Origin of the sequence: Bradyrhizobium sp. LMTR 3 (assembly GCF_001693485.1) — a bacterium.
Classification (GTDB): domain Bacteria; phylum Pseudomonadota; class Alphaproteobacteria; order Rhizobiales; family Xanthobacteraceae; genus Bradyrhizobium.
Genome location: NZ_MAXC01000003.1, coordinates 104468 through 131167 on the forward strand (window position 1 = coordinate 104468; position 26700 = coordinate 131167).

Sequence of the window (26700 nt, forward strand, 5' to 3'; positions counted from 1 at the left end):
GCCATGTCGGAGAGCCCTCCCGCCGCCGTGCGCCCGCGCTGGCGCAGCGTCGTCACGACGGTCCTCCTGGTCATGATCTCGGTCATGATCGTCAGGGACATTCTCGGGCGTCGCTGGAGCGCCGGCGCGCCGCCGGCCTCCGACTTCACCCGGCATTCCCGGTGACGCCGCCGGGGGTTGCGCGCGCCGGGGAAAAGCCCTTAAACCGCGCCCATCCCGCCGGATCCTTCCCAGGATCGTTCCCAAGATCGAGGTTCCGATGCCCCGCCGCCTGATTTCCACCGGCTCGCCGTTCGAGAAGACCGCCGGCTACAGCCGCGCCGTCATCGACGGCGATTTCGCCTTCGTCGCCGGCACCACCGGCTACGACTACACGACCATGGTCATCCCGGCCGATGTCACAAGCCAGGCACGCAACTGCTTTAAGAACATCGAGGCGGCGCTCAAGGAAGGCGGCTTTGCGATGGCCGACATCGTCCGCGCCACCTACTACATCACCGACATTGCCGATGCGGACGCCTTCTTTGCCGTCTGCGGCGAAGTCTTCGGCGAGATCCGTCCGGCCACGACCCTGCTGGTGGTCGCCGGCCTCTACAAGCCCGAGATGAAGATCGAGATCGAAGTGACGGCCAAACGGCGCACCGCCTGATCCTTCCATTCCCGCCAGTTTCTGCTTTCTGGAGACCGACTGATGAGCGCACTCGCGAAAATTCACGCGAAAATCACTGGCCCGATTGTCATGATCGGCTTTGGCTCGATCGGCAAAGGCACGCTGCCTTTAATCGAGCGCCATTTCGACTACGACAAGGAGCGCCTTGTCATCATCGACCCGCATGATGACGGCGAGCTCGCCAGCAAGCACGGTGTACGCTTTGTCAAACAGGCTGTGACCCGAGACAATTACCGCGAGCTGCTGATTCCGCTGCTCACCGCCGGCGGCGGCCAAGGATTCTGCGTCAATCTCTCCGTCGACACCTCCTCGGTCGACATCATGACGATGTGCCGAGAGATCGGCGCGCTCTACATCGATACCGTGGTGGAGCCTTGGGCAGGCTTTTATTTCGACAAGAACATCGGTCCCGAGAAGCGCTCCAACTACGCCCTGCGCGAGACCCTGCTCGCCGCCAAGCGAAAGAGCCCGGGCGGCACCACCGCGGTCTCCACCTGCGGCGCCAACCCCGGCATGGTGTCCTGGTTCGTCAAGCAGGCGCTGCTCGACATCGCCCGTGATACCAACACGCCCTTCAACGAACCGAAGAGCCGGGAGGGCTGGGGCCAACTCGCACACAAGCTTGGCGTGAAGGGTATCCATATCGCCGAGCGCGACACCCAGCGCTCCAGAAATCCGAAGCCGATGAACGTGTTCGTCAACACCTGGTCGGTCGAGGGTTTTGTGTCCGAAGGCATGCAGCCGGCCGAGCTCGGCTGGGGCACGCATGAAAGATGGATGCCAAACAACGGCCGCGAGCATACCGAGGGCTGCGGGGCAGCGATCTATCTGCTGCAGCCCGGCGCCAACACCCGCGTGCGCTCGTGGTGCCCGACGCCGGGGCCGCAATACGGCTTCCTCGTCACCCACAACGAGTCGATCTCGATTGCGGACTACTTCACCCTGCATGACGGAAACAGGGTCGTCTATCGCCCGACCTGCCACTATGCCTACCACCCCGCCAACGACGCGGTGCTGTCGCTGCACGAGATGTTCGGCTCCACCGGCAAGATGCAGCCGAGCTGGCACATTTTGGACGAGCACGAGATCGTCGACGGCATCGACGAACTCGGCGTCCTTCTCTACGGCCACGCCAGGAACGCCTACTGGTACGGCTCGCAGCTCTCGATCGAGGAGACCCGCCTCGTCGCGCCCTACCAGAACGCCACCGGCATGCAGGTGTCGTCGGCGGTGCTGGCCGGCATGGTGTGGGCGCTGGAAAACCCCGAGGCCGGCATCGTCGAGGCCGACGAGATGGATTTCCGCCGCTGCCTCGAAATCCAGATGCCGTATCTCGGCCCGGTGAAGGGGTTTTACACCGACTGGACGCCGCTGTCGGACCGGCCCGGCCTGTTCCCGGAGGATATCGACACGTCGGATCCCTGGCAGTTCAGGAACGTGCTGGTGCGGTAACACCGCAACAGAGGCGCTGCAGCTCCCGCTGCAGCGCACATTGTTCTTCCATGGACTCGACCGGCGTAGAACTACGCACGGGATCCCGGCACCGTGTAAACAGTCGATTAATCCAATCGCGCCATCCTGAAGGGTGAATTTCTGCGAGGGCCCTTGGGCCGTCGCCAAGCTTTTGAGCGGCGGCTCCCTCGATGGAGCGAGCAACATGCGCAGCATCATTGCCATCGTGCTGTCGGCGGCGGCACTGGCGTCGTGCACGCCCGAGAGCGGCAGCAATGCCGACGTCACGGGCTCGATCGACAATTGCGCCCGCAAGCTTTTCAGCCAGTACAATCCCAAGGACAAGAAGCAATGCGTCGCGGTGTGCATCGCCTGCGAGCGCGGCGTGGTAGTGACCTGCTCGACCGCCTGCACGCTCAGGGGCGCACAATAGTCGCACCCCTGCGGCGGATCTCCGTTACGCGACGCCGCCGAGATAGAGCCGCTTGACGATATCGTTGGCCCTCAATTCATCGACCGACTGCGCAGCCACCGCGATCTCGCCGTGAACGATGATGTAGCCGCGGTCGGCGATCCGGATCGCCTGGTTGAAATTCTGCTCCGCCATCAGCACCGTCAGTCCGACGCGCTGCTTGAGCTCGCCGATCTTGGCAATGGTCTGCGACACGAGTAACGGCGACAGCCCGACCGACGGCTCATCGATCAGCAATAGCCGCGGCGACGACATCAGCGCGCGCGCAATCGCCAGCATCTGCTGCTGTCCGCCGGACATGGTGCCTGCGAGTTGGCTGCGCCGCTCCTTCAGCACCGGAAAGGTGTCGAAGACGAGCGCGAGATTCTGCTGGATGGCGCTGCGGGCCATTCTCCTGAATGCACCGAGCATCAGGTTTTCCGTCACCGTCAGCTTGGGAAACAGCCGCCGCCCCTCCGGCACCAGCGCCACGCCGAGATCGACGATCGCCTCCGGCGAGAGCTTTGTGAGGTCATGCGCCGCGCCGTCGATCGACAGCGCAAGCCGGCCGCTATCCGGGCGCACCAGGCCCATGACGCACTTCATCAGCGTGCTCTTGCCGTTGCCGTTGGTGCCGAGCAAGGCCACGGTCTCGCCGGCCTCGACATGCAGCGTGACGCCGCGCAGCGCCTTGACGGCGCCGTAGCCGGCATCGAGGCCTTCGATGGCAAGGCTAAGTGCCAAGATAGGCCTCCTGCACCCGCTTGTCGGCCATCACCTCGCCAGGCGCGCCGAGCGCGATGATTTTTCCGGCGTCGAGACACATCACCCGTTCCGAAAAGCGCATCACCGCCTGCATGATGTGCTCGATCATGATGATGGTGATGTCTTCCTCGCCAAGGCTGATCAGGAGGTCGAGCACCTCGTCGACTTCGGAAGACGACAGCCCCGCCATCGCCTCGTCCGAAATCAAAAGCTTCGGACGCACCGCCATCGCGCGGGCGAGCTCCATCTTGCGCAGCTCCACCTGGCTCAGCGTGGCGCTCGCGGCGCCGGCTTTCGAGGCGAGCCCCATCCGCGTCAGGATCGACATCGCGATTTCTTCCTCCGCCGCGGCTGAACCGGCGGCGGCGAAGTCGAGCCCGACCATGAGGTTTTCCAGCACCGTCATGCTCCTGAACGGCCGCGGAATCTGGAAGCTGCGGGCGATGCCGCGGCGCGCGCGTAAGTGCGGCGGCAGTTGCGTGATGTTCTCGCCGCAGAACACCACGCTGCCGACCTGCGGCTTCAACGCCCCGGAGATGCAGTTGATCAGCGTGGTCTTGCCCGAGCCGTTCGGGCCGATCAGGCCGAACCGTTCGCCCTTTCTGATGTCGACGCTGATATTGTCGAGCGCGGTGAAGCCGCCGAAGGTCCTTGTCAGGGTCCCTACTTGCAGCAGGGGTGCGTCGGCGGCTGTATTCATTGCTTGCCCCCCGCGCGCAGACGATAGCGCGGCCGCAACAGCCCAATGATGCCCTTCGGCGCGCCGACCACGAACAGCACCAGCATGATGCCGAGCACCAGCACGTTGACCTCCGAGGAGATGGTCACGGCGAGAAGCTGTTGCGTCGAGCCGAGCAGGATGGCCCCTAACACAGGTCCGATCCAGTGCGCAGTGCCGCCGATCAGCGCCATCGCCAACGCCGAGACCGAGTAGCTCAGGTTGAACGCCGAGGACGGATCGGCATATTGCAGGTACATGGCGGCGGGCGCGCCGGCCGCGGAGATCAGCGCGCCCGAGATCATGCAGGCGATCAGCTTCAACTTCAGCGTCGGCACGCCCGTGCATTCGGCGGCGAGCTCGTCGTCCCTGAGCGCCTGCAGGCCGCGGCCGATCCGGGAATTTTGGACGTAGCGCGCGATCGCGACGGCGATGACGACCAGGACGGCCTGCACGAAAAACAGCATCTTCACATAGCTGTCGAACGGCGCCGTCACGGGCGGCCGCTGGATCTGGATGCCGGCCGCGCCGCCGACGAACCGCCAGTTCATCACAAAGGTCTCGATGATGATCGCCAGCGCAATCGTCGCGATCGAGAAGAAGATGCCGCGCATCCGCAAGGTGAGGAGGCCAACGCCAAAACCGAGCGTCATGCCGACGACAGCGGCGGCTGCGATCTGCACCGCGAGCGGCGCACCTGTCGCCTTGAACAGGGCTACCGCCGTATAGACGCCGACGCCGAAAAAGGCGTTGGTACCGAAATTGACGTAACCGGCGTAGCCGCCGAGGATGCTCCAGGCAACCGCAAGCGCGATGAACTGCAGGATCACGTAACCGGCAAAAAACGGATACTCGTTGCGGACGATCTGCGTCATCGACAACACGGCGACCAGGAAGACGGCGACGGCGGCCCAGAATGCGATGCTGTGGCTGCGCTTGTTCATCGGCCGAGCAGACCTTGCGGCCGGACGGCGAGCACGCCGAGCAGCATTGCGAACGAGATCGCCGGCGCCCATGAGGCACCGAACAACGTCAGCACGATGGATTCGGCGACGCCGAGGATGATGGCGGCGATCAGCGTGCCGCTGATGCTGCCGAGCCCGGCCATGACGACGACGCAGAAGGTCCGCCCGATATAGGCGCGATCGAGCGTCGGCTCGACCGGCGCCACGATGATCAGGAGCGCGCCGGCGATGCCGAGCACGGCGGTGGCGATGCCGAAGGCAAATTGCTTGATGCGAACCGGATTGGCGCCCATCAGCCGCAGCGCCTCCTCGTCCTGCGCGACGGCGCGGATCGCGCGGCCCATGAAGGTTTTCGACAGATACACGGCAAGCAGCACCGTCAGCGCCAACGCCACAGCGAAAGCCACCAGTTGCCGGATCGGTATCCGAAACTCGCCGAACCGCCACGACTTGCCGATATAGGTCGCGGAAACCGAGCGCTGGTCGACGCCGAATTGCAGGATGATCAGCACCTCGATGATGAAGGCGATGCCAAAGAAGAACGCGATGCCGCGGACGGCCGCATCGCTGCCGCGCCGCTCGAAGGTTTCGTAATAGACGCGGTAGGCCAGCAGGCCGAACAGGAAGAACAGCGGCGTGATGGCGAGGCCCGCCAGCAACGGGTCGATGTCATAGCTCTCGTTGAGCTGGTACACGCCATAGGACGCCAGCACCAGGAACGCCGGATGCGCGACATGGGGAACGTCGAGCAAGCCGAACGAGACGGACAAGCCGACGCTGACGGCTGCATAGAAACAGCCGAGCAGCACACCAAGCACTACTGCCCCAAGCAGCAGGTCCATCGAAAACAATTCAAGTCCCCCCTTGGCCCTGAGCCGGAAAAGCCACGAGGCCTAGTTTCGGGCAGCCTCGAAGGGAGTGATGAGTTCTCCGGTTTTCAATTTGTCAGGAAATAGAATCACCTGCCTGCCGGAGGAGCGGAACTGTTCGATATCCTTGTCCTTCACACCGCGGAACTGGGCCTGCAGCGTCGCGGTTTCCTTGCGCTCGCCATCGGCTGAAAAAGCGATCGGACCGACGATGGTCTTGTGTTCGTTCTCGCGCAGGTATTTCGCGATGCCCTTCTGGTCGAGCGACTTGGTCGCGCCGACCGCCGCCTCGATCATCTGGCCCATCGCATAGCCGAACGGCGCCAGATAGTAGCCGAGCGGATCGACCTTGGCCTCGACGGCGCGCTTGGTGTACTTGTCAAAAAATTCCTTGGTGCCGTCGAAATACATGCTCTTTTCCGGCAGCCAGGTATTGTAGTTCACGACGCCGTTGAGCAGCGATCCGAGGTTCGACATCACGGCGGCAAATTGCAGGCCGACCATGCCGCCGCCGAAAATCTTGACGCTGTCGCCGATCCCGATCTCGTTCACGGCACGCAGGATGCCGGCCGAATCCGGCGGATAGGACGCGACATAGACGATGTCGGGCTTGGCCGCCTTCAGCGCACGAATGATGGACGAAAACTCAACCGTGTTCGGCGGGTAGACCTGATCGAAAACGATCGGAATATTGCGCTTCTTGGCGACGTCCCGCGCGGTGAGCGCGAGGTTCTGCGCGAACTCCTGATCCGCCGTCAATAGCGCCATGTTCTTGCCGCCGGCCTTTTGCGCCAGGTCGAGGAACGAAGCCGCCCAGCTATCGGCCGGCCCCCAGGGTGCATTGTTGAACCACATGTCGTGGCCGACCTTGCTGTTCACCTGGAACGAAAAATTCCCCATCAGCAAGAGGCCGCGCTGCTTGACGAACGGCATGATCGGCGCGGTTGGCACCGTCGCATAGGGCGCGAACAGGAGATCGACCTTGTCGACGTCGACCAGCTTGGCGTAGATCGCCGGCGTCTCCGATGCGCTCGACTTGTCGTCATAGACGACCAGTTCGACCTTGCGGCCGAGCAGCCCACCCTTGGCATTGACGTCGTCGCGCCAGATCTCGATGCCGAGCAGCGACGCCTTGCCGCCGCCGGCGAGGCCGCCGGTCTGCGGCATCGACATGCCGATCTTGATCGGCGGCTGCTGGGCAAGCGCGCTCGACCCGTGCCCTACCACCGCGACGGCCATTGCACCGCCCAGGAATGTTCTGCGTTTCATTGCTTCCCCCTTGTGTATCGTTATGTCATTTCGGCTTGCCGGATCTCCGCCCGGTCGCTCGCGAAATAGCTGGGTTGGATCGAGGCTAGAGCATGGTGATTCTTGGTTGGATGAGTTGGCCGCAGATGAGCTTTACCTCTCCCGCTTGCGGGGGAGGCGTAGGCCACCTTCGGTGGCCGGCCTCTGAGACGCCGAGGCAAAGCCTCGGCTTTGGCGAAGCGCCGGGTGGGGGCTCTCTCCACTCGGGCAGTGTCGCCCGCGGAGACACCCCCACCCCAACCCTCCCCCGCAAGCGGGAGAGGGAGCGCACCTTCTTCGTGGTCGCAATCAAGCCTAATTTCATCATGGTTTAGCCGGCTCCGACGGCTGCCGTTTCACTCTTGGCCGATTGCTTGATGATCGCCGACGGATCGGCGCCGACGCGCCCGCTGGTCTTGTCGGCGGCGCTTTCGCGCGACAGCCGCATGTCGAAGCGGATGCTCGGCATGTCCTTGATCGGGCAGTCCGGATCGTTGGCCACGACGTCGACGGCAAGATCGCCGGACGAGCCGAACACGACATCATCGGCCAGATGGGGATCGTCGCGCAGATAGAGCGCCGTGACCAGTTCGCGATAGCCGGCTGCGCCGACCAGGAAGTGAATATGCGCCGGACGCATGCCATGCCGCGCCTGCGCCTTCACCATCGCGCCGACCGGACCATCCATCGGGATCGAATAGCCGAGCGGCTTGACGGTGCGCAGCACATAGAACCCATTGGCATCGGTGGCGAACACACCGCGGTAGTCGACCGAGGTCGCGCTGGCCTGGATGTCATAGAGGCCGTCGGCGCCGGTCTGCCAGATCGAGACAGTGGCGCCCGCGACCGGTTTGCCCGCGGCATCGGTGACGCGGCCATACAGCACGCACTCGCTGCCGGGCTTCGGATTCTTGGCGATCGAACTGCCGGCTGCAAGCGTCGGCGTGGCCTCGCGGTAGAACGGGCCGAGCAGGCTGGTGTGGGTGGCTTCCTCGAGCGCGGTTGCGTCGTGCATGCCGTTGACGAGCGCCGAGAGTCCAAGCGTGTCGGACAGCAGGATGAATTCCTGCCGTTCCGGCGAACACATCTTGCCGGCGGCGGTCATGAATTCGATGCCCTTGATCCATTCCGCGGGCGTCAGGTTGACCTCGCGGGCAAAGGCGTGGAGATGTTTTACCGCCGACGCCATGATCTCCTTCAGGCGAGGGTCGGGCGTCGTCGCCATCTGGTCGAGCACGGCGTCCGTGATCGTTTCCGGCGTTAACTCACGCATGCGTCACTCCCTGAGCTGCCGGCTGTTATTCGACCTGCCGGCTGTTTTGCAGCAAGCCTAACCGCTTGTTGGGGATCAACACAAGGCGTTCGAAGGCGAGGCCTGCGCCCTCTCCTACGAATTGATACGGGCGAATAGGTCACATGGCCCACACATTTGCGCATCAAACGAGCGCGGCGGGGCTTCAGCCCACGATTTTGCGATTGCACAATCAGCGCAACGGCAGTGGGATCATTTTTCCTTTTCGCGGATCGGCGGCGCGGTCTTCTCCGCCGGCGCTGGCGGCAGCGCGGGCTGAGCACCCGACTTCTGCGCATCCGGGTCGGGACGGGCAGGCTGCGGCGGAATGTCTGACGGCCTTTGCCCGGTCGTGCCCGGCTCAGGCGGCGCGGGCGGTTTGGTTTCCGCGTCTGGCGTCGATTGCGTCGGCGGCGTCGCCTGCGCGACGCGCTGTGAATCACGCGCCACGATCTCGGTCAGCGACAGCGCCGAAATGATTAGGCCAACCGCGATCAGCGTGGACGCGCCCAGCATTTCCCTTCGGTATTTGCGTTGACGGGCATCGACAGGCATATCGTTCGACCCACAAAATGTTTCGTGGGCTCAACGGCCGGCAAGGCGCATAGTTCCGAGGGGAACCTGCTTCGCACCCGTCCGAGACGCCTAAAGCATGATGAAATTAGGTTTAGTTGCGACCACGAAGAAGGTGCGCTCCCTCTCCCGCTTTGCGGGGGAGGGCTGGGGTGGGGGTGTCTCCGCGGGCGATACTGCCCGAGTGGAGAGAGCCCCCACCCGGCGCTTCGCGCCGACCTCCCCCGCTAGCGGGAGAGGTGAAGCGCGTCTGCGGCCAAATCGATCTAGCCAAAAATCATCATGCTCTAGAATTCCAGCATCCCGGCGTCGCCGTCCTCGGTGCCGAAGGCCAGCAGCGTGCCCTTCGCGTTCCAGGCCAGCGCCGAGACCGGCTCGCTGCCGTTGCGGCGCACCAGAATTTCCGCGCCGTCCTCGAGCCGCACGATCAGCACGGTGCCATCACTATAGCCTGCGGCCATGATGTCCTGCTTCGGATGACAGGCGACCATGGAAACGCGCGCCTGCAGCGGCGCCAGCATCGCAGGCTCCTTGCCCATCGGACCGTCCTTGCTGGCGAACGGCCAGATGATCACGCTGTCCGCACCCGACGTGGCGAGCCCCTTGCCGCCCGCGCTCCACGACATCGAGCGGACGCGACCGGGGTAGCCGCTCATCCGCATGTGCCTGATATCGGCGAGCCGCCAGCCATGCAGCGCCGGCTCGTGCATCGCGGTGACCAGGAATTTGTTGTCGGGACTGAAGGTGACGGCCAGGTGCGAGCCGGCCCATTCCAAAAATTCCGGCTTCGCCGCCATGTTGGGAAACCACAGCGTCACGCCATTGTAGTGGGCGACCGCCACGCGCAGGCCTTTAGGCGCGAAGGCGAGGCCGCCGACCGTCGACGGCGCGTCGAAAGTCTTCTCCTCGCCCTTGCCGCCGCGGACGAACGCCGTCTTGCCAGCCGACCAGGCAAACGCGCCATCGGGATGCAGCGCGAGATTGTCGATCCAGCGCCGTTTCGCGTCGGTCGCAAGCACCGACGTCTCACCCTTTGCATCCAATGCAACGAGCTTGCCGTCGTCGCCGCCGGTGACGACGCGCTTGCCATCGGACGCGGTGCAGAGGATGGCGCCGCCGTGCACGACCACATGGGAGATTTCGCCGGTGGAATCGGCGATTGCGACTTTTTCCTCGGCACACACGAAGGCAGCGCGCTCGCCGAGGAAATGCACGGCGGAGACGGGTGCACCGACCGCGACGGATTTCACGCGGTCGGTCAGGGATGCAATGGTGAGCTGTTCGGAAGACATGATTTCCGTCTCACGCAGCAATACAGCTTTCGAAACCTTCGCGGATCGTCTTTTCCGGCAACTCGCGGCCGATGAAGACGACGCGGCTTTCGCGCGGCTCGCCTTCCTTCCATTGCCGCTGATGATCGCCTTCCAGCATCATGTGAACCCCCTGGAACACATAACGGTCGTCGTCGTCGGTGAAGGAGAGGACGCCCTTCGAGCGCAGTATCTTCTGGCCCTCGGTGGCGACGAGGTTTTGCAGCCACGGCATGAATTTGGTCGGGTCGAGCGGCTTGTCCGACCGCAGCGACAGCGATTGCATGTCCTCGTCGTGGTAGTGCTTCAATCCGCCATGGCTGTGGCTGTGATCGTTATGATGGTCATGGCCATGATGGTGCTCATGATCGTGATGGTGATGATCGTCGCCGGCGTCGAGGAATTCCGGCTCGATCTCCAGAATGCGATCGAGATCGAACGCGCCGCGTTCCAGCACGTCCGATAGCGCGACCTTGCACCGCTCGGCGCGGTGCAGCTTTGCATATGGATTGATGCCACGAATTCGGGCCTCGACTTCGGCCAATTCCGGCTTGGAGACGAGGTCGGTCTTGTTCAGCACGATGACGTCGGCAAACGCGATCTGGTTCTTGGCTTCCGGCGCATCCTTGAGACGATCGCTCAGCCATCTGGCGTCCGCCACGGTGACGACCGCGTCGAGCCGGGCGTTCTTCTGCACGTCCTCGTCGACGAAGAAGGTCTGCGCCACCGGCGCCGGATCGGCCAGCCCCGTGGTCTCGACGATGATGGCGTCGAACTTGCCCTTGCGCTTCATCAGGCCGTCCATGATGCGGACGAGGTCGCCGCGCACGGTGCAGCAGATGCAGCCATTGTTCATCTCGAATACTTCCTCATCGGCGCCGATGATGAGGTCGTTGTCGATGCCGATCTCGCCGAATTCGTTGACGATGACGGCGTACTTCTTGCCGTGGTTTTCCGACAGGATGCGGTTGAGCAGCGTGGTCTTGCCGGCGCCGAGATAGCCCGTCAGCACGGTCACTGGAATTTTTTGGGACGAAAGTTCAGACATATTGGCTCCGGAGCGGAAATGGCTTTGCGCACCGGCAGCAGGGAGGCCCCTGCCCTATGGGCTCAGCGCGCTGGTCAGGGCCTTTATATTGTGCCTGACCATCGCAATGTAAGTGGGAGAATCGCCCTTTTCGCCGGTCAAGCTGTCGGAATAGAGCGTTCCGCCGACCCTGGCGCCGGTCTCGGCCGATATCCGGCCCATCAGGCGGGGATCACTGATATTTTCGAGAAAAACTGCCGGTATTTTGGCCGCCCTGATCTGGCTGATGATCTTTGCGACATCGCGGGCGCTGGCCTCGGACTCGGTCGATACGCCGACCGGCGCAATGAATTCGATGCCATAGGCAGCGGCGAAATAACCGAACGCGCCGTGGGTCGAGATCACCTTGCGGCGCCCTTCCGGAATTTTGGCGACCGTCTCGCGCACCTCGCGGTCCAATGCGTCGAGTTGCGCCAGATAGGCGCTGGCGTTCGACTTGAAGGTTTCGGCACCGCCGGAATCGGCGGTCGCCAGCGCGTCGCGGATATTGGCCACGTAGATCTTGGCGTTGGCGACCGATTGCCAGGCATGAGGATCGGCTACCGAGCCGAGCTTGAGCGGCGTAATGCCGGTCGTCGCGGTTACGACGGCCGCCTTTCCGCCGGCGGATTTGACGAGCCGCGACAACCAGCCCTCGAACCCAAGACCATTGACGAACACAAGCTTTGCACCCGCAACCCGTTTGGCGTCCGAGGGCGCCGGCACATAAACATGCGCGTCGCCGTCGGGCCCGACCAGCGTCGTGACCACGACGCGATCGCCGCCGACCTGGCGGACGAAATCGCCGATGATCGAGAAGCTCGCAACGACGTTGAGGCGATCCGCGGCGCGGGCCGGGCCGACGACCGCGAGCATGGCGAGAGCGATAAGCCAGTACCGGATCATGACTACGCCTCGAGATGACGGCCGGGAAACATCTGCCGGACCAGACCGCTGACGGGGCCGAACAACAGCGATGCGACATACAGCACCGCCGCGATCAGGATGACCGCGGGGCCTGAGGGAATTTTGGTCTGGAACGACAGCACCAGTCCGGCATAGCCCGAGACAATCGCGCTCGCCACCGCGATGCAGATCATGCCGGTGATGTCGCGCGACCAGAACCGGGCGATGCCGGCGGGCAGGATCATCAGGCCGACGCCGAGAAGCGTGCCGAGCGCATGAAAGCCGTTGACCAGGTTGATGACGACCAGCGCCAGGAACGCCAGATGTGCGGGCGCGCCGGCGCGAGAGACGGTGCGCAGGAACACCGGATCGACGCATTCGATCACGAGGGGACGGTAGATCACCGCCATCACCACGAGTGTAATCGTGGCGTTGAAGGCGATCACCAGCAGCGTCTGGTCGTCCATCGCGAGGATGTTGCCGAACAGCACGTGCAGCAAGTCGATATTGGTGCCCTTGATGGAAACGATGGTAACGCCGAGCGCCAGCGACACCAGGTAGAAGGTCGCGAGCGAAGCGTCTTCCTTCAGCTCGGTGTTGCGCGCGACGAGGCCGGCGAGCAGCGCGACGGTAAAGCCCGCGATCAATCCGCCTGTCGTCATCGCGAATAGATTCAACCCCGAGACCAGAAAACCGATCGCAGCGCCCGGCAGGATCGCATGCGCCATGGCGTCACCGACCAGGCTCATCCGCCGCAGCATCAGGAACACGCCGATCGGCGCGGCGCCCAGCGCAAGCGCGATCACGGCGGCGAGCGCGCGGCGCATGAACTCGAATTCGATGAAGGGCGCGAACAGTGCGTCGTACAGCATCAGGCCGCCCGTGATGGCATGTCGGCGGCGCAAGCTGCGGCGCTGTCGTCGAAGGCTTCGCACATCTTCATCGCCACGAGCAGATTTTCCGGTGTCAGCACTTCGGCGGTCGGCCCCCACGCAACCGGCCCGCGCGCCAGCAGCAGGGTTTCGGGGAAGTGGCTTCGCACCATCTCCAGATCGTGCAGCGCCGCCAGCACGGTACGCCCCTCGCCATGCCAGCGCCTGACCAGCGCGATCAGGTCCGCCGAGGTTTTGGCGTCGATGGCGTTGAACGGCTCATCCAAAACGATGAGGCGCGAATCCTGCAGCAGCACCCGCGCAAACAGCATGCGCTGCATCTGCCCGCCGGACAGCGTGCCGATCGCGCGGTTTTCGAAACCGTTGAGCCCGACCGCGGCGAGCGCCGCCAGGATCTTCTCGCGCGCGGCCTTGCCGATGCCGCCGAACGGACCCGTCGAACGCCACAGGCCGCTGCCGACGAAATCGAACACCGAGATCGGGAAGCTGCGGTCGATGTCGACGCTCTGCGGCAGATAGGCGATGTCCCTGCTATCGAGACCGCCGAGACCGATTGCGCCGGACAGCGGCTTGAGGATGCCGGCCACCCCCCGAAACAGCGTCGACTTGCCGGCGCCGTTCGGCCCGATCACCGCCATCAGCGCGCCCGGCGCGACCTCGCCGTTGAGGTGATGCACCGCCGGATGCCGGTCGTAGCCGAGCGTGACGTTTCGGAATTTGATCTGCGCGGCCATGCTCACCTCATCGCGACTAGGACAACGGCCCACAGAGCGACGCTGACGGCGAGCGCTGCGGCAAGGCGGGCTGACACGGTCATCCGCAGAATCGACCAGGGCGCGGCCTGCGCCGGATGCGGCGTCGCCGGGCCGTGGCTGTGGGCGTGAGCGTGATGCGCGTGGTCGTGGGAGTGAGCGTGAGGCATGGGTCGACGTTATAATATAACATTACGGGAGTCCACGAGGGGCGTGGCCTATAAATTGTATCTAGACGGCCTTGGCCCGTCGTGCCCCCGCACAGGCGAAAGCGGGTGTATGAGGCAGCATTCTCGTGACACATTGCGCCCGGGCCAGCCGTTCGCGGTCGCGTTAAAATCGAATGGCCTTGTGGCCCTCCTCGCAAGCCCCCTCACGGCTTCCCAATCACCATCGCGATCGCGGCCGCCAGAAACGGAAACGGCACTGACACCGCGGCGCGAAACCAGACGAAGCGGGCCGGCATGAAGGGAATTTCCCAGAGGATCATGCGCTGAAAGGCGAACAGCGCCCAGGCGACGACATAGGCGATCACCTGCGGCGGGCCGCCGCCGACTTTCAGCGCCACCGCGCCGATCGAAAAACCGACCACCGGGCCTCCGGGCGTCGCCGCGCCCGCGATCACCGCGGTCAGCACGCCGAGCCAGCCGCTGTCCGGTCCGAGCCAGCCGGTGATGACTTCCGGCGGGATGACCGCGGCGATGTAGCCCGAGCCGATCACGCCGAGCGCAATGCGCGGCACGATGTTGATGAAGTCCATCGAGCCTTCGCGCACCGACGACACCAGCACGACGCGGCCGCGCCGCCAGGCCATGAAGCCGAGAATGGCGACCGACCCCCACAGCGTGATGTCGATGATCAGCGCCGACGCCGTCACGACGGCTCGCCCTTCGGATACATCCGCACGAAGACGAAGCGGCCGAGCCAGCCTGCCAGCACCGGGATCGGCAGCGAGATCACGATGCGCCACAGCGTGAAATCGGTGCCGAGAATAGGCAGCTCCCAGGCGACCGCGCGGCCGTAGCCGATCAGCGTCCAGCTCACGACCATCGCGATGGTGGCGCCGAAATCGGCGCCGACCGTGAGCAATGCCGCTGCCACCGGATAGGCGGTGAACGGGCCGCCCGGCAGGATCGCGCCGAATGCCGTTCCGATCAAAAGTCCTTTCAGGCCCGATTCCGGCCCGAGCGATCGCGAGACTTTGTCGTGCGGCAGAATTTCCGCGATGAATCCGCCGAGCAGGCAGCCGGCCAGCACGCGCGGAATGATTTCGCCGAACAGCCAGAGGTCATGGGTGAGAATATTGAGCACGCCGTCGATGCCGTCGCGCCGCCACACCAGCGCAACGCAAATCGCGACGAGCGCACCGATCACGATCATCGACCAGCCGACCGGCTTGCGGGCACGCCGGGGTTTTGGCTCGCCGTCGTCGGCTGGCGCCGGGTCTGTTAGCGGAGGTTCTGACAAGGCTGTGGAGTTTGGCGGGTGAAGCTAGTCCATCCTGCTTAGTCCCGCGCGTGTGGCGAAGCAAACGGAAGCTCGCGCGATACCCATGCGCTTCTCAGGGACGCCCATGCGAGGACATCACGCGGCCCGTTCGTACGGCGGTTGGTTCAGGTGAACTGCCGCACCAGTGCGAGACCGCCGAACAGCCCGGCAATCGAAAGCATGACGGAGCCAATCACGTAAAGCGCCGCGAGCCCAAGCTCGCCGCGCTCGTAGAGCAGCGCCGCATCGAGCGAATAGGCCGAGAACGTGGTGTAGCCGCCGAGGACGCCGGTCATCAAAAACAGCCGCCAGGGCTGCGACGCCTCGCCCTTGAAGGCGAGATAACCCGCGATCAGCCCCATCACGGTCGAGCCTGATATGTTGATGATGAAGGTGCCCCAAGGAAACCCGGTGCCGAGGCAGCGGGCGCAGGTGAGATTGATGAGATGGCGCAGCGTCGCGCCAAGGCCGCCACCGAGAAAGACCAGCAGATAGCTCATCGCAGCAATTTTCCTACGTCAGCGAAGTCGCTCCGGCACGCCGCTTGCGCCGCAAGCAAACGATGGCGGCAAGGATTGGAGCGGCCAAATGAAAGGCGGCAGTGGGGATGCTGCCGCCTCTCGGATGTCATTCCGGGGCGATGCCAAGCATCGAACCCGGAATCTCGAGATTCCCCGGTTGCGCAATTGCGCACCTGAGGTCTGGTCCTTCGGACCATCCCGGAATGACCGTGTTTACGCTCCGGCCTTGCCGAACAGCTCGTCGACGTAATCCCAGTTGATCAGGTTATCGCAGAACGCCTTGAGATAGTCGGGACGGCGGTTGCGATAGTCGATGTAGTAGGAGTGCTCCCAGACGTCGCAGCCGAGAATCGGCGTCGCGCCGTAGACCAGCGGGCTCTCGCCATTCGCGGTCTTGGAGATTTCGAGCTTGCCGTTCTTCACGGACAGCCAGCACCAGCCGGAGCCGAACTGGCCAACGCCGGCGGCGGCGAAATCGGCCTTGAACTTCTCGAGCCCGCCGAGGTCTTCGGTGATCTTCTTTTCCAGGCGGCCGGGCAGCTTGCTGCCGCCGCCATTCGGCTTCATCCAGTTCCAGAAATGCAGATGGTTGTAATGCTGGCCGGCATTGTTGAACACGGCCGGATTCTTGCCGAACGAACCCTTGACGATCTCCTCCAGGGACTTGCCTTCGAATTCAGTCCCCTTGATCGCGTTGTTTCCGTTGGTCACGTAAGCCTGGTGATGCTTGTCGTGGTGGTACTCCAGCGTTTCCTTGGACATGTGGGGCGCAAGGGCGTCGTGGGAATAGGGGAGATTGGGCAGCGTGAAGGTCATGGGGTGATGTCCAAACTGATGGGAGACGTGGTCTAACGGGAACCCTTATAGAAGGTTCCATTGCGCATAAACACCGCAATTTGGCAAGAACGGGAAGACTTCCGGTAACGCCGCGTCCCGCGTCCAGCGTATGACGGGCATGGCAGCCGCAAGCATTGGCGCAGTCAGGTGATGAAATGAGCATCGAGATCGACGTCCTGAACGGGGACTCCTCATGGCCGCGCGCCGAACCGCTGATGCAGGCGGTGTGGCCGCGCCATGTCGTCGAAAAACTGTCCTGGGGTCACGTCAAATGGGCCCATGCCGATCTGCGCGTGCTGATTGAGGCACCCGAGGACGCGGAGAGGCCGGGCCTGGCCTGCCATGTCGGCATCTATTTCCGCACCGCGACCTGGGACGGTCGCAAGGTCCAGATCGGCGGCATCGGCGGCGTCTCGACGCGGGACGATTGCCGGGGACGCGGCTATGCCACGCTGGCGCTCAACGCCGCGATCAGGACCCTGCGCGATCACGAAGCGGTGCGGTTTGCGATGTTGTTCTGCGAGCCACACAATGAAGCGTTCTATCAGGCGCGCGGCTGGCATGCGTTCACCGGCGAGGTCTATGCCGAGCAGCCGGAGGGAAGGATTCGCTTTGAGGCGATGGCGCCATACGTGTTCGATTTCACCCGCAAGCCGCGCGATGGAATAATCGACCTATGCGGCCTGCCGTGGTGACCCCTGCGCGGGGTGCGGGTGGCTTGCACGCGGCCAGCCGGATAACATGTCATCCATAATCTATTCGATTTGGATCGCCGGTAACGCATGACCCTTGACGCCCCGCTCGACATGCGTCCCACCGCCGCCGTTCCGCTCGCGCCGGTCAACGGCCTGCTCACTTCGCCGATCCTGCTGACGCTGCTGACACTTGCGCTTCCCAATGCGATCGCCATGGTCGGCACTACGCTGGTTGCGGTCGCCGAGACCTCCTATATCGGCCGGCTCGGCACTGAGCCGCTCGCCGGGATCGCGCTGGTGTTTCCCTTCGTCATGCTGACGCAGATGATGTCGGCGGGCGCGATGGGCGGCGGCGTTTCCTCCGCCATCAGCCGCGCGCTCGGCGCCGGCGACCGCGACCGCGCGGCGACATTGGCCCTGCATGCGGCGATGATCGGCGCCTCTGCCGGGCTGTTCTTCACGGTAACGATGCTGGCATTCGGGCGCGACTTCTATGGCCTGCTCGGCGGGCGCGGCGGCGTGCTCGAACAGGCCATGCAATATTCGAACGTGCTGTTCTCCGGCGCGATCGCGATTTGGCTGGTCAACACGCTGGCCTCCGTGGTGCGCGGCACCGGCGACATGCGGATTCCATCGATAGCGCTGACCGGCATCGCGCTGGTGCAGATCGTCGTTGGCGGCGCGCTGGGCCTTGGGCTGTTCGGACTGCCCGGGCTCGGCATGCGTGGCGTTGCCGCAGGCCAACTCGCCGCCTTTACGCTGGGGGCTATCTTTCTCGTCTGGCACCTCGTCAGCGGCCGCAGCCGGCTGACGCTGAACTTCAACGGCTTCAAATTCCAGCGCGACATGTTCTTCGACATTCTCAGGGTCGGCGCGGTGTCCTGCCTTTCGCCGCTGCAAACCGTGCTGACGGTGTTGATCTTCACCAAAATCCTGGCCGGCTATGGCACCGAGACGCTGGCCGGCTATGGCATGGGCTCGCGGTTGGAATTCCTGTTGACGCCGATCGCCTTTGCATTCGGCGTCGCCTCGGTGCCGATGGTCGGCATGGCCATTGGCGCGGGCCTCGTGACACGCGCGCGGCAGGCGGGGTGGACCGCAGGCGCTGCGGCCGGCATCACCGTCGGCGCCATCGGACTCATCGTTGCAGTCATGCCGGCACTCTGGGTTTCGATGTTCACCAACGATCCCGGCGTCACCGCCGCGGCTTCTTCCTATCTCGTCTGGACAGGACCGGCGTTCGCCTTTTTAGGGATGGGCATCTGCCTCTATTTCTCTTCGCAGGGTGCTGCGAAGGTCGGCGGTCCCGTGATGGCCGGCACCGCAAGGTTGCTGATGGTCGGCGGCGGCGGCTGGTGGCTGGCCTCAGTGGGGGCGCCGGCATGGACCTTGTTCGCACTGGCGGGCACGGCGATGGTCGTTTACGGCCTCGGCACGGCGCTGTCGATCCGTCTGACCCGCTGGGGCAAATGATAACGGCAAGTTGCGCTCAATCCGACGTTGCACAAATCTGATTTGTTGCTATGCAGGCCTGCTTTTTCGTAAGGAATGATTCATGGTTTGCAGAACGGCTTTCATCATCGCGATCTCGGCGGCATTGCTGGCCGCGCCATCCGCCTTCGCGCAAGGCGCCGAGCCGACCGGCGTCTGGCTGACCCAGGCGGGCGATGCCAGGGTCAAAATCAGCAAATGCGGCGGTGGAATCTGCGGCGTGATCGTCGCTCTGAAGGAGCCGGTCGATCAGGCCACGGGCAAGCCTCAGGTCGATGACAAAAATCCGAACCCAGCCTTGAAGCGGCGGCCGATGATCGGCCTTCCCCTGTTCAGTGGCATGAGCCCCAGCGGCCCCAACAAATGGTCGGGCCAGATCTACAATGCCGATGACGGCGGCACCTACGCCAGCAGCGTCTCGGTAACAGGCGCAGACACGCTAAAGGTCGAAGGCTGCGTCGGCGCGCTCTGCGGCGGCGAGAACTGGACGCGCGTGGGGCGGTAAGCCGGATTCATCGACCCACTGCCGATGCGGTGCGAGCCCCCACCCTAGCCCTCCCCCGCAAGTGCGGGAGAGGGAATGCACCCTCTCTGCGTCGAACACTCTCTCCAAGCAACTGCCAGGACCCCCTCTCCCGCTTGCGGGGGAGGGTTGGGGTGGGGGTGCTTCCGCATATTCGATCGCAGATGGCGCGCGCGATTCCTCTACGCCGCCATCGCTTTCAGTGCTGACGCCGCCGACGCGTAGCCGCCGCGGGCGCCGTCGATGAAGTGGACGTGATCGCTGCGCATCACCGAGGGCACGAAGCAGGTCATCATCGCGGCGTCCTGCCGGTGCAGGCCGTAGCGCACGACCTTGCTGGAAGCCGCCTTTTCCAGAATCTCCGTCAGCGCCCGTTCAAGCTCGACCGTGCAATCGAGGATCATCCGCAAGCCATCGTCATATTTGCGGAAGTCGGAATTCTCCACCACCTGCTGCACGTAATTCTTCGGCACGAAATTGCCGACCTTGATGCCGAACCGCATCACAACATAGGCCCAGAGCGTGACGGCGAGCACGACGGCGCGCCGCTTCAACAGCGGCCCGCCGCGCGCGGCGCGCGCCTCATATTCGACGCCGGCTGGCGGCCAGCGCAGCGGTGGCCCATCCGGCGGCACCGGCCGGCCCGCATCCGGGCTCTGCTCGACCAGTTTGATGACGTCCTCGATCACCTTGCGGAACGCTAACGGATCGGCGCCCTTGGCCGGGACCACCAGCACCGACAGAATGAGCCCGCGGGAGGAAGGAATTTCCTCGAACCGGCACGACAGCCCGGACAGATCGGGCTGCGTTCCCGGCTTCGCCGGCGGGACCGCGAATTCGCCCCGCTTCATCGCGGCATCCGCCCATCCCAGTCCGCCGCCGGAAAACATCGCATAGGACAGATTGGACGACGGCCCGAAGCGAGCGACTTTGATATCGAGGCCCTGCGCCCGAATGTCCCTCACCGGCACCAGCGCCACCCGCATCACCAGATCGAGATCGGCCCTGACCCAGGCCGCGGTCGCCGCCAGCGCCTCGCGCGCGTGCGAAAGATCGGCCGGCGACACCGCAAAGCTCGCACCATCGCCGCCGAACACGAACGGAAACTCGCGGCCATCAAGCGCATTGGTCACAGCCGCGATCACGGCAGCGCCGGCCATGTTGACCGCCTTGTAGCGCTGATTGGCGATCGCCCTGGTCGACTCGACGATGTCGGCGACACCGACGGCCCAGTCGTCCGGCAACGGCGTATACAGCGCCGGGTCCATCAGGCTGCCGAAGCCGCGAAAGACCGGGATCGCGCCATAGAAAATGTCGGTGCCGTCAGACGTCGTCATGGCGATCTGCGCTACCCCGCGTTAGCACCTTTCCTGGCAGATACGGCCAGTTCTGGAATTCGGTTCAAACAGGCGACCGAATGTCCTAACCCTTTGCGATCCCCCGCAGCACCAACTGGTTGAGCCGGTTGGCAAACGCCGCCGGATCGTCCGGCAGTTCGCCGTCGAGGATCTGCGCCTGCTCCAACAGCAGGAACGACAGGTCTCTGGCAGCGTCCTTGTCGCCGGCAATCGCCGCGACCAGGGGATGGCGCATGTTGATCTCGAGGATCGGCTTGGTGGTCGGCCCCTTGTTCTGCATTGCGAGCAGCCGCTCGAGCATGCGGTCCTGTGCGCCGCCGCCGGCGACGAGGCACGACGCGCTCGAGGTCAGCCGCTGCGAGGCCCGCACGTCGGAGACGCGCTCGCCGAGTGCGTCCTTGATCAGCGCGATCGTCATGGCTTCATCGGCGCCGCCTTCGTCTTTGTTGTCCTCGGCCTTTTCATCCAACAGCGGGATCAGTCCGAAATCGATATCGCCCTGGCTTAAGGATTTCAGCGGCTTGCCGCCGAAATCGAGCGACGCGGAGGTCCAGAACGCGTCGACCGGATCGGTCAGCAGCAGCACCTCGATGCCGCGGGCGGTTGCGGATTCGAGCTTCGGATTCGACTTCAGCCGTTCGACGCTCTCGCCGGTGAGATAATAGATGTCGGTCTGGTTCGGCTTGAGGTCCTCGACATATTGCTTGAGCGAACGCTCCTCGCCCTTTGTCGTGGTGAATCGCGACAATTCGAGCAGCTTCTCGCGGCGCTCAAAGTCTTCCCAGATGCCTTCCTTGATCACAGGGCCGAACGCGTCCCAGATTTTTGCGAACGCTTCCGGCTCCTTTTCGCCGAGGCTTTCCAGCTCAGATATCACGCGGCCGGTAACGGCCTTTCGGATCTGCGCGAGCTGCGGATTATTCTGCAGCATCTCGCGCGAGATGTTGAGCGGCAGGTCTTCGCTGTCGATCACGCCGCGGATGAAGCGCAGATAGGCCGGCAAGAGATCGGCGTCGTCGGCGATGAAGACGCGGCGGACATAAAGCTTGACCTTGCCCTTGCGCGCTTGGTCGAACAGGTCGAACGGTTTTGTCGACGGCGCAAACAGCAGCACCGCGTAGGACTGCCGGCCCTCGGCGCGATAATGCAGCGTCATCGCCGGTTCGTCGAATGCGCCGGCGACCTGCTGGTAGGCCTGCTTGTAGTCCTCCGGCTTGAGCTCCGATTTCGGCCGCTGCCATAGCGCGCTGGCCGAGTTGATCTGGCGCGGCTCACCCTCCTCCGGCACCAGTTCGATCGGAAACTGGATGTTGTCGGACCAGGCGCGGACGACACGTTCGATCTCGTAAGTCTCGAGATATTTCGCTGCTTCCTTCTTCAGATGCAGGACGATCTCGGTGCCGCGCGTGACGCGCGTGGCGTCTTCGTCGCTGGCTTGAGCGATCTCAAATCCACTGCCGCCGGAGGACGACCAGACAAAGACCCGATCGGAACCGGCACGGCGGCTGGTAACGACGATGCGCTCGGCGACCATGAACGCCGCATAGAAGCCGACACCGAACTGGCCGATGAGGTTGGCGCCGTCCTTGGCCTCGGTGAGGCGCGAGAGAAACGACTTTGTGCCGGAGCGCGCGATGGTGCCGAGATTGTCGATCAGCTCCTGCCGGTCCATGCCGATGCCGCTGTCGACGACGCTCAGCGTATTGGCCTGCTTGTCCGGCGCGATACGGATCCTGGGCGGCGCGCCGTCGGCGATCAGCTCGGGCGCCGAGATCGCCTCATAGCGCAGCTTGTCGCAGGCGTCAGATGCATTCGAGATCAGCTCGCGCAGGAATATATCGGTCTCCGAATAGACCGAGTGCACCATCAGGTTCAGAAGCTCGGCGACCTCGGCCTGGAACGGCTGGGATTCGGGGGCAGTGGTGGTCGTCATACGGGGCTCGCAATGCAAACAGGGCAGGACGGGAAGCCCTGATATAACGATGCCATCTGGGGTGGCAAGATTTGCGACGACGCACCAAAAGCCTGTTTGCCCCCTTACCGCTCGACGAAAGCGCGCTGGAACTGATCCAGAATCGGCTTGAAAAGGTAGCTGAGCATGGTCCGGCTGCCGGTCTGCATGAACACTTCCGCCGGCATGCCGGAGACGAGCTGCAGCCCGGCGAGCAGTCGGCGCTCCTCTTCCGGCAGCATAATCCGGACCGTGAAATAGGATGTGCCGGTCTGCTGGTCGCGGGTGGTATCGGGCGAGACGAACGACACCTGACCAATCAACTGTGGCGTAACCCGCTGGTTGAAGGCCGAGAAGCGGATGAAAGCCTGCTGACCCTTGCGCACCTGATCGATGTCGTTCGGCTGCAACCGCGCCTCAATCTGCAGATCATCCGAATCCGGCACCACCTCCATGATGGTGTCGCCGGGGCGAATGACGCCGCCGATGGTGTGCGCGTTGAGCTGGTGGATCACGCCCGAGGTCGGCGCGCGCATCTCGATACGCTCGAGCACGTCGCGCGCGGCGACGCTGCGTTCACTCAGTTCAGCCTCCTTGCCCTGCGCCTCGCCGAGCTCCTTGACGACCTCGGTGCGGACATCTTGGTCGAGCCTGACCATCTGAAGCTTCGCCTCGTCGACCTTGGTTTTGGTCTCGGCGATCGTGGAGAGCAACTGGCCGCGTTCGCCTTCGATTCTGGCACTCTCGCGCTGCAAGGCCGTGAGCCGCGCGATCGGCACCAGACGCTTGTCGAAGAGGTCCTGAACGCCGGTGAGCTCGCCGGTGATCAGCTCCAGTTGCTTGGCCTTGGACGAGACCTGCGCCTCGAGGCCGATGATCTCCTCGCCAAGCTGGGACACCTTGCTCTGCAGCAGCTCTCTCTGGCTCTCGCGCGCGGTCACCCGCGCCCTGAACAGCGAGGCTTCGGAGGCCAGCACTGTCTTGACGTTACCGTCGTCCAGCCGGGTCGACAGTTCGGGCGGTATGGCCGGCTTGGGCAGACCGTCGCGCTCGGCGACCAGGCGCGAGATCTTCGCCCGCACCTCATCGAGCTGCTTGCTCACCACCTGAAGGCTGGCCTGCGCCTGCGTCGAATCTAGCCGCAGCAGGAGATCGCCGGCGTTGACCCGCATACCGTTGCTGACGGCGATCTTCGCGACCACACCGCCGGTCGGATGCTGGATCGCCTTGACGTTGGACTGCACCACCAGATTGCCCGGCACCACAACCGCGCCCGACAACGGCACGAACGCCATCCAGCCGCCCGCCAGCCCGCCGACGATGAGCAGCACCCGCAAGCCCATGCGCAATTCGTTCTCGTAGGCGCGCCCCGCCCGCAGCACGATGCTCTCGCCGGGCGCTGCCGCTGCGTCAGCCGATCCATCGCGGTTGGCAAGGAAGGCAACCCCTGCGGTCAGGCCAGTGCGGACGACCCGCGTCACGGAACGCTCGCGCGGCACGGCGCCCGCAAGGGCCGGCGGCGCCAATTGGGGCGCCGCGATGCGAGGCGGCTCCCGCCGGTCATCGATCTGCAAAAGCTCCGGTCTCGACCTCGGCATGTTCATGAGCGACGGATCGTCCGGCGCGATGATTGGACCGCGCGCCTGCCGTTCGTTCGGCCATGGATTGCCGCGCGCGCTGGCCGCCGGTGGCGGGGTCATGAATTGCGGCTCACGCGTCACGCGCCCGCCACGCGCCGCCGGAGGTTCGGCATCGAAAACGTCGGAGCGGGATCCAAAGGGGCCGAGCCAATCCAGCACCCGCCCCATCTTGCCCTTTTTCTTCGACCGCTTCGGCCGGGCGGGACGCGAACGCCGCGCGCCCTGACGTGGCTCGTCATTCGCCGGACGACGAAGCGGTGGCCGCTGGTCCGGCAGATTGTCGAGCTCGAACGCCTGCCGCAATCGCTGCAGTTCGAGGATCAGCGCCTGGCCCTGAGGCGCCACGACCTCGTCGTCCGCTCCACCGACCCGGCGTCGCGCCACTCTTTCATCGGTGTGTACGTGATCGAAATTCTTCATGAAGAAACACTCTCGGCAAGTGATGGGCGCTGGTCTGCCTTCGCCTGCGGCGGGCCTGGCGGCGATCCCGGCGCCCCCTTGCCGTTGGCGTTGCGGACGCGCGCAAAGACTTCTTCGCGCGGGCCGAACGCGATCGCCTTGCCCTCGTAGAGCACCATCGTCATATCAAGCGCGGAAAGCGCGCTCGGGCGGTGCGAGATGACGACGACGATGGATTTGTTCTGGCGCATGATGGCGATGGCGCGGGTCAAGGCGTTCTCACCGTCGGCATCCAGATTGGCGTTGGGCTCGTCGAGAACGATCAGAAACGGATCGCCGAATACCGCCCGCGCCAAGCCAACGCGCTGCTTCTGTCCAGCCGACAGCGAGATGCCGCCCGCCCCTATTCGCGTCGCATAACCTTCCGGCAGGCGCAGGATGATGTCATGGACGCCGGCGATCTGGGCGGCCTTGAGAATGGCGTCGGAAGTTGCGTGTTCGTCGAAACGGCAGATGTTCTCCGCTACCGTGCCGTCAAACAAGCCGACGTCCTGCGGCAGATACCCGACGTGCCGGCCGAGATCCTCGTTGCGCCATTGATCGAGGGAGGCGCCGTCAAGCCGCACCGCGCCGCGATGCGCCGGCCAGATTCCAACCAGCGCCTTGGAAAGCGAAGTCTTGCCCGACGCGCTGGCGCCCAGCAGCGCCAGCCCCGCGCCGGCCTTGAGCGAAAACGTAACGCCAGACACGATCGGCATGTCGAAACCGGGCGCCGCGACCGCGAGATTTTGTACGGACAATTCGCGGCACGGACGCGGCAGCATGACCGGCGGCGCCGGAGGCGGCGCGGTCGCCTTGCAGATGTCGCGCAGACGGGCGAGGCCCTGGCGGGCCGCGGCCAGTTGCTTCCAGGTGCCGAGCGCGATTTCAACCGGTGCGAGCGCGCGCCCCATCAGGATCGACGACGCGATCATGACGCCGCCCGACGCCTTGTCGACCACGACGAGATAGGCGCCGATACCGAGCATTCCCGATTGCAGAATGTAGCGCAGCACCTTCGCGGCCGAGCCGAGATTGGCATAGACGTCGGTGGCGCGGATGTTTTCCTGCAGGTAGCGCTCGTTGGCCTGCGACCAGCGCGCCGTCAACCGGTCCGTCATGCCGAGCGCGCGGACGATTTCCGCGTTGCGCTGCGTCGCATCCGCCAGCACCTGGCGCTGCGCGTTCATGTCCATCGCCGCCTTGGCCGAATTGCGCGAGATCCGCTCGGTCAGCAAGGTCATCGCAATGATCGCCGCAGTACCCAGCAGCGCCGTGAAGCCGATCGCGGGGTGAAACAGAAACAGCCCGATCAGAAAGACCGGGATCCACGGCATGTCCAGGAATGCCGTCGGCCCCATGCCCGACATGAAGGTGCGCACCTGGTCGAGATCGCGCAGCGGCTGCTGCATCAGGACCGGCTTGACGCCGCGCAGCGGCAAGGTGGCGAGCGCCGAATGGATCGAGCCTTGCAGGCCGGCATCGAACAGCGTTGCGACCCGGCACAGCATCCGCGACCGCATCGCGTCGAAATATCCCTGCACCAGATAGGCGAACAGCACCATCAGGGACAGGCCGAACAGGGTCGCGAGGTTACGGCTCGGAATTACCCGATCGTACACCTGCAACATATAGAGCGGGCCCGACAGCATCAGGATGTTGATGACGCCGCTGAATACAGCGACGCCGATCATGCGGCGCGCACTGGCGCGCAGCGCATTCGTGACCGGATCGTCAGCGGCCAGCGTCGAGCGCAGGCCCGACATTGCGCGGGGCGCCGACGCTGCCCG

The 26700-nt window shown here is 64.3% G+C and carries 28 protein-coding genes; 7 read left to right on the forward strand and 21 right to left on the reverse strand.

Features of this window, described 5'->3' with window-relative positions:
- Positions 1-3 precede the first annotated feature (3 nt).
- The 4 genes from LMTR3_RS38320 to LMTR3_RS03660 all read left to right on the forward strand — a co-directional run bounded on the left by LMTR3_RS38320 (position 4) and on the right by LMTR3_RS03660 (position 2555).
- A complete protein-coding gene (locus tag LMTR3_RS38320) occupies positions 4-165 on the forward strand; it encodes a hypothetical protein (RefSeq protein ID WP_176721814.1) in 162 nt (53 codons plus the stop codon).
- A gap of 94 nt (positions 166-259) precedes the next feature.
- Positions 260-649, forward strand: coding sequence for a RidA family protein (locus tag LMTR3_RS03650; RefSeq protein ID WP_065743734.1), 390 nt, complete (start codon positions 260-262; stop codon positions 647-649).
- Positions 650-691: 42 nt separating this feature from the next.
- Positions 692-2122 carry a homospermidine synthase gene (locus tag LMTR3_RS03655; RefSeq protein WP_065743735.1) on the forward strand — a complete coding sequence of 477 codons (1431 nt, stop codon included), beginning with the start codon at positions 692-694 and terminating at the stop codon, positions 2120-2122.
- A 205-nt stretch (positions 2123-2327) separates the two neighbouring features.
- Entirely contained in the window at positions 2328-2555 is a 228-nt protein-coding gene (locus LMTR3_RS03660) for a hypothetical protein (RefSeq protein ID WP_065743833.1), read from the forward strand.
- Positions 2556-2579: 24 nt separating this feature from the next.
- Here LMTR3_RS03660 and LMTR3_RS03665 read toward each other — a convergent pair whose 3' ends face one another.
- The 17 genes from LMTR3_RS03665 to LMTR3_RS03750 all read right to left on the reverse strand — a co-directional run bounded on the left by LMTR3_RS03665 (position 2580) and on the right by LMTR3_RS03750 (position 16793).
- Positions 2580-3317 (reverse strand): ABC transporter ATP-binding protein, encoded by a 738-nt coding sequence (locus LMTR3_RS03665; RefSeq protein WP_065743736.1) that lies wholly within the window; start codon positions 3315-3317, stop codon positions 2580-2582.
- Complete coding sequence (locus LMTR3_RS03670) at positions 3307-4038, reverse strand: ABC transporter ATP-binding protein (RefSeq protein ID WP_065743737.1); 732 nt, start codon at positions 4036-4038, stop codon at positions 3307-3309. Before LMTR3_RS03670 ends, LMTR3_RS03665 begins: the two co-directional genes overlap by 11 nt.
- Entirely contained in the window at positions 4035-5000 is a 966-nt protein-coding gene (locus LMTR3_RS03675) for a branched-chain amino acid ABC transporter permease (RefSeq protein WP_065743738.1), read from the reverse strand. The genes LMTR3_RS03670 and LMTR3_RS03675 overlap by 4 nt, the downstream gene beginning before the upstream one ends.
- On the reverse strand, positions 4997-5863 hold the full coding sequence (locus tag LMTR3_RS03680; protein ID WP_245319730.1) for a branched-chain amino acid ABC transporter permease: 867 nt from the start codon (positions 5861-5863) through the stop codon (positions 4997-4999). Before LMTR3_RS03680 ends, LMTR3_RS03675 begins: the two co-directional genes overlap by 4 nt.
- A 51-nt stretch (positions 5864-5914) precedes the next feature.
- Positions 5915-7159 carry an amino acid ABC transporter substrate-binding protein gene (locus tag LMTR3_RS03685; RefSeq protein ID WP_084029400.1) on the reverse strand — a complete coding sequence of 415 codons (1245 nt, stop codon included), beginning with the start codon at positions 7157-7159 and terminating at the stop codon, positions 5915-5917.
- Positions 7160-7508: 349 nt separating this feature from the next.
- The gene (locus LMTR3_RS03695; protein ID WP_065743742.1) at positions 7509-8450 is read right to left on the reverse strand and encodes a dioxygenase family protein; all 942 of its coding nucleotides are present in this window, start codon (positions 8448-8450) and stop codon (positions 7509-7511) included.
- 231 nt (positions 8451-8681) lie between these two features.
- Positions 8682-8984 (reverse strand): hypothetical protein, encoded by a 303-nt coding sequence (locus LMTR3_RS03700; protein ID WP_245319732.1) that lies wholly within the window; start codon positions 8982-8984, stop codon positions 8682-8684.
- Between the two features lie 344 nt (positions 8985-9328).
- Positions 9329-10333, reverse strand: a complete 1005-nt coding sequence (locus tag LMTR3_RS03705) for a WD40 repeat domain-containing protein (RefSeq protein WP_065743834.1) — start codon at positions 10331-10333, stop codon at positions 9329-9331.
- 10 nt (positions 10334-10343) lie between these two features.
- Positions 10344-11399 carry a CobW family GTP-binding protein gene (locus LMTR3_RS03710; protein WP_065743744.1) on the reverse strand — a complete coding sequence of 352 codons (1056 nt, stop codon included), beginning with the start codon at positions 11397-11399 and terminating at the stop codon, positions 10344-10346.
- A 54-nt stretch (positions 11400-11453) separates the two neighbouring features.
- Entirely contained in the window at positions 11454-12323 is an 870-nt protein-coding gene (locus LMTR3_RS03715; RefSeq protein WP_065743745.1) for a metal ABC transporter substrate-binding protein, read from the reverse strand.
- Between the two features lie 2 nt (positions 12324-12325).
- Complete coding sequence (locus tag LMTR3_RS03720; protein WP_065743835.1) at positions 12326-13195, reverse strand: metal ABC transporter permease; 870 nt, start codon at positions 13193-13195, stop codon at positions 12326-12328.
- The gene (locus LMTR3_RS03725) at positions 13195-13950 is read right to left on the reverse strand and encodes a metal ABC transporter ATP-binding protein (protein ID WP_065743746.1); all 756 of its coding nucleotides are present in this window, start codon (positions 13948-13950) and stop codon (positions 13195-13197) included. Before LMTR3_RS03725 ends, LMTR3_RS03720 begins: the two co-directional genes overlap by 1 nt.
- A 2-nt stretch (positions 13951-13952) precedes the next feature.
- Positions 13953-14138, reverse strand: coding sequence for a hypothetical protein (locus tag LMTR3_RS39040; RefSeq protein ID WP_065743747.1), 186 nt, complete (start codon positions 14136-14138; stop codon positions 13953-13955).
- Positions 14139-14341: 203 nt separating this feature from the next.
- Positions 14342-14782: a hypothetical protein gene (locus LMTR3_RS03735; protein WP_065743836.1), complete on the reverse strand. Its 441-nt coding sequence runs from the start codon at positions 14780-14782 to the stop codon at positions 14342-14344.
- Positions 14783-14841: 59 nt separating this feature from the next.
- The gene (locus LMTR3_RS03740; RefSeq protein WP_065743748.1) at positions 14842-15435 is read right to left on the reverse strand and encodes a permease; all 594 of its coding nucleotides are present in this window, start codon (positions 15433-15435) and stop codon (positions 14842-14844) included.
- A 146-nt stretch (positions 15436-15581) separates the two neighbouring features.
- A complete protein-coding gene (crcB, locus tag LMTR3_RS03745) occupies positions 15582-15956 on the reverse strand; it encodes a fluoride efflux transporter CrcB (protein ID WP_065743749.1) in 375 nt (124 codons plus the stop codon).
- A 234-nt stretch (positions 15957-16190) separates the two neighbouring features.
- Entirely contained in the window at positions 16191-16793 is a 603-nt protein-coding gene (locus LMTR3_RS03750; protein ID WP_065743750.1) for a superoxide dismutase, read from the reverse strand.
- A gap of 176 nt (positions 16794-16969) precedes the next feature.
- On the opposite strand from LMTR3_RS03750, the gene LMTR3_RS03755 reads away from it, so the two are divergent.
- The 3 genes from LMTR3_RS03755 to LMTR3_RS03765 all read left to right on the forward strand — a co-directional run bounded on the left by LMTR3_RS03755 (position 16970) and on the right by LMTR3_RS03765 (position 19505).
- Complete coding sequence (locus tag LMTR3_RS03755; RefSeq protein ID WP_065743751.1) at positions 16970-17509, forward strand: GNAT family N-acetyltransferase; 540 nt, start codon at positions 16970-16972, stop codon at positions 17507-17509.
- An 87-nt stretch (positions 17510-17596) separates the two neighbouring features.
- Positions 17597-18982: an MATE family efflux transporter gene (locus LMTR3_RS03760; protein ID WP_065743752.1), complete on the forward strand. Its 1386-nt coding sequence runs from the start codon at positions 17597-17599 to the stop codon at positions 18980-18982.
- Positions 18983-19064: 82 nt separating this feature from the next.
- Positions 19065-19505 (forward strand): DUF2147 domain-containing protein, encoded by a 441-nt coding sequence (locus tag LMTR3_RS03765; protein ID WP_065743753.1) that lies wholly within the window; start codon positions 19065-19067, stop codon positions 19503-19505.
- A 200-nt stretch (positions 19506-19705) separates the two neighbouring features.
- On the opposite strand, the gene LMTR3_RS03770 is transcribed toward LMTR3_RS03765, so the two are convergent.
- The 4 genes from LMTR3_RS03770 to LMTR3_RS03785 form a co-directional block, all read right to left on the reverse strand.
- Positions 19706-20860 carry a DUF3095 domain-containing protein gene (locus LMTR3_RS03770; RefSeq protein WP_065743754.1) on the reverse strand — a complete coding sequence of 385 codons (1155 nt, stop codon included), beginning with the start codon at positions 20858-20860 and terminating at the stop codon, positions 19706-19708.
- 85 nt (positions 20861-20945) lie between these two features.
- On the reverse strand, positions 20946-22814 hold the full coding sequence (gene htpG, locus LMTR3_RS03775; RefSeq protein WP_065743755.1) for a molecular chaperone HtpG: 1869 nt from the start codon (positions 22812-22814) through the stop codon (positions 20946-20948).
- Between the two features lie 104 nt (positions 22815-22918).
- Positions 22919-24892, reverse strand: coding sequence for an HlyD family type I secretion periplasmic adaptor subunit (locus tag LMTR3_RS03780; protein ID WP_065743756.1), 1974 nt, complete (start codon positions 24890-24892; stop codon positions 22919-22921).
- On the reverse strand, positions 24889-26604 hold the full coding sequence (locus LMTR3_RS03785; RefSeq protein WP_065743837.1) for a type I secretion system permease/ATPase: 1716 nt from the start codon (positions 26602-26604) through the stop codon (positions 24889-24891). Before LMTR3_RS03785 ends, LMTR3_RS03780 begins: the two co-directional genes overlap by 4 nt.
- Positions 26605-26700 lie beyond the last annotated feature (96 nt).

Excerpts from the sequence above, each read along its gene's own strand:
- LMTR3_RS38320 (WP_176721814.1), top strand. The coding sequence starts at position 4 with ATGTCGGAGAGCCCTCCCGCCGCCGTGCGCCCGCGCTGGCGCAGCGTC.
- LMTR3_RS03650 (WP_065743734.1), top strand. The coding sequence starts at position 260 with ATGCCCCGCCGCCTGATTTCCACCGGCTCGCCGTTCGAGAAGACCGCC.
- LMTR3_RS03655 (WP_065743735.1), top strand. The coding sequence starts at position 692 with ATGAGCGCACTCGCGAAAATTCACGCGAAAATCACTGGCCCGATTGTC.
- LMTR3_RS03660 (WP_065743833.1), top strand. The coding sequence starts at position 2,328 with ATGCGCAGCATCATTGCCATCGTGCTGTCGGCGGCGGCACTGGCGTCG.
- LMTR3_RS03670 (WP_065743737.1), bottom strand. The coding sequence starts at position 4,038 with ATGAATACAGCCGCCGACGCACCCCTGCTGCAAGTAGGGACCCTGACA.
- LMTR3_RS03675 (WP_065743738.1), bottom strand. The coding sequence starts at position 5,000 with ATGAACAAGCGCAGCCACAGCATCGCATTCTGGGCCGCCGTCGCCGTC.
- LMTR3_RS03680 (WP_245319730.1), bottom strand. The coding sequence starts at position 5,863 with ATGGACCTGCTGCTTGGGGCAGTAGTGCTTGGTGTGCTGCTCGGCTGT.
- LMTR3_RS03685 (WP_084029400.1), bottom strand. The coding sequence starts at position 7,159 with ATGAAACGCAGAACATTCCTGGGCGGTGCAATGGCCGTCGCGGTGGTA.
- LMTR3_RS03695 (WP_065743742.1), bottom strand. The coding sequence starts at position 8,450 with ATGCGTGAGTTAACGCCGGAAACGATCACGGACGCCGTGCTCGACCAG.
- LMTR3_RS03700 (WP_245319732.1), bottom strand. The coding sequence starts at position 8,984 with ATGCTGGGCGCGTCCACGCTGATCGCGGTTGGCCTAATCATTTCGGCG.
- LMTR3_RS03705 (WP_065743834.1), bottom strand. The coding sequence starts at position 10,333 with ATGTCTTCCGAACAGCTCACCATTGCATCCCTGACCGACCGCGTGAAA.
- LMTR3_RS03710 (WP_065743744.1), bottom strand. The coding sequence starts at position 11,399 with ATGTCTGAACTTTCGTCCCAAAAAATTCCAGTGACCGTGCTGACGGGC.
- LMTR3_RS03715 (WP_065743745.1), bottom strand. The coding sequence starts at position 12,323 with ATGATCCGGTACTGGCTTATCGCTCTCGCCATGCTCGCGGTCGTCGGC.
- LMTR3_RS03720 (WP_065743835.1), bottom strand. The coding sequence starts at position 13,195 with ATGCTGTACGACGCACTGTTCGCGCCCTTCATCGAATTCGAGTTCATG.
- LMTR3_RS03725 (WP_065743746.1), bottom strand. The coding sequence starts at position 13,950 with ATGGCCGCGCAGATCAAATTCCGAAACGTCACGCTCGGCTACGACCGG.
- LMTR3_RS39040 (WP_065743747.1), bottom strand. The coding sequence starts at position 14,138 with ATGCCTCACGCTCACTCCCACGACCACGCGCATCACGCTCACGCCCAC.
- LMTR3_RS03735 (WP_065743836.1), bottom strand. The coding sequence starts at position 14,782 with ATGGCCTGGCGGCGCGGCCGCGTCGTGCTGGTGTCGTCGGTGCGCGAA.
- crcB (WP_065743749.1), bottom strand. The coding sequence starts at position 15,956 with ATGAGCTATCTGCTGGTCTTTCTCGGTGGCGGCCTTGGCGCGACGCTG.
- LMTR3_RS03750 (WP_065743750.1), bottom strand. The coding sequence starts at position 16,793 with ATGACCTTCACGCTGCCCAATCTCCCCTATTCCCACGACGCCCTTGCG.
- LMTR3_RS03755 (WP_065743751.1), top strand. The coding sequence starts at position 16,970 with ATGAGCATCGAGATCGACGTCCTGAACGGGGACTCCTCATGGCCGCGC.
- LMTR3_RS03760 (WP_065743752.1), top strand. The coding sequence starts at position 17,597 with ATGACCCTTGACGCCCCGCTCGACATGCGTCCCACCGCCGCCGTTCCG.
- LMTR3_RS03765 (WP_065743753.1), top strand. The coding sequence starts at position 19,065 with ATGGTTTGCAGAACGGCTTTCATCATCGCGATCTCGGCGGCATTGCTG.
- LMTR3_RS03770 (WP_065743754.1), bottom strand. The coding sequence starts at position 20,860 with ATGACGACGTCTGACGGCACCGACATTTTCTATGGCGCGATCCCGGTC.
- htpG (WP_065743755.1), bottom strand. The coding sequence starts at position 22,814 with ATGACGACCACCACTGCCCCCGAATCCCAGCCGTTCCAGGCCGAGGTC.
- LMTR3_RS03780 (WP_065743756.1), bottom strand. The coding sequence starts at position 24,892 with ATGAAGAATTTCGATCACGTACACACCGATGAAAGAGTGGCGCGACGC.
- LMTR3_RS03785 (WP_065743837.1), bottom strand. The coding sequence starts at position 26,604 with ATGATCGGCGTCGCTGTATTCAGCGGCGTCATCAACATCCTGATGCTG.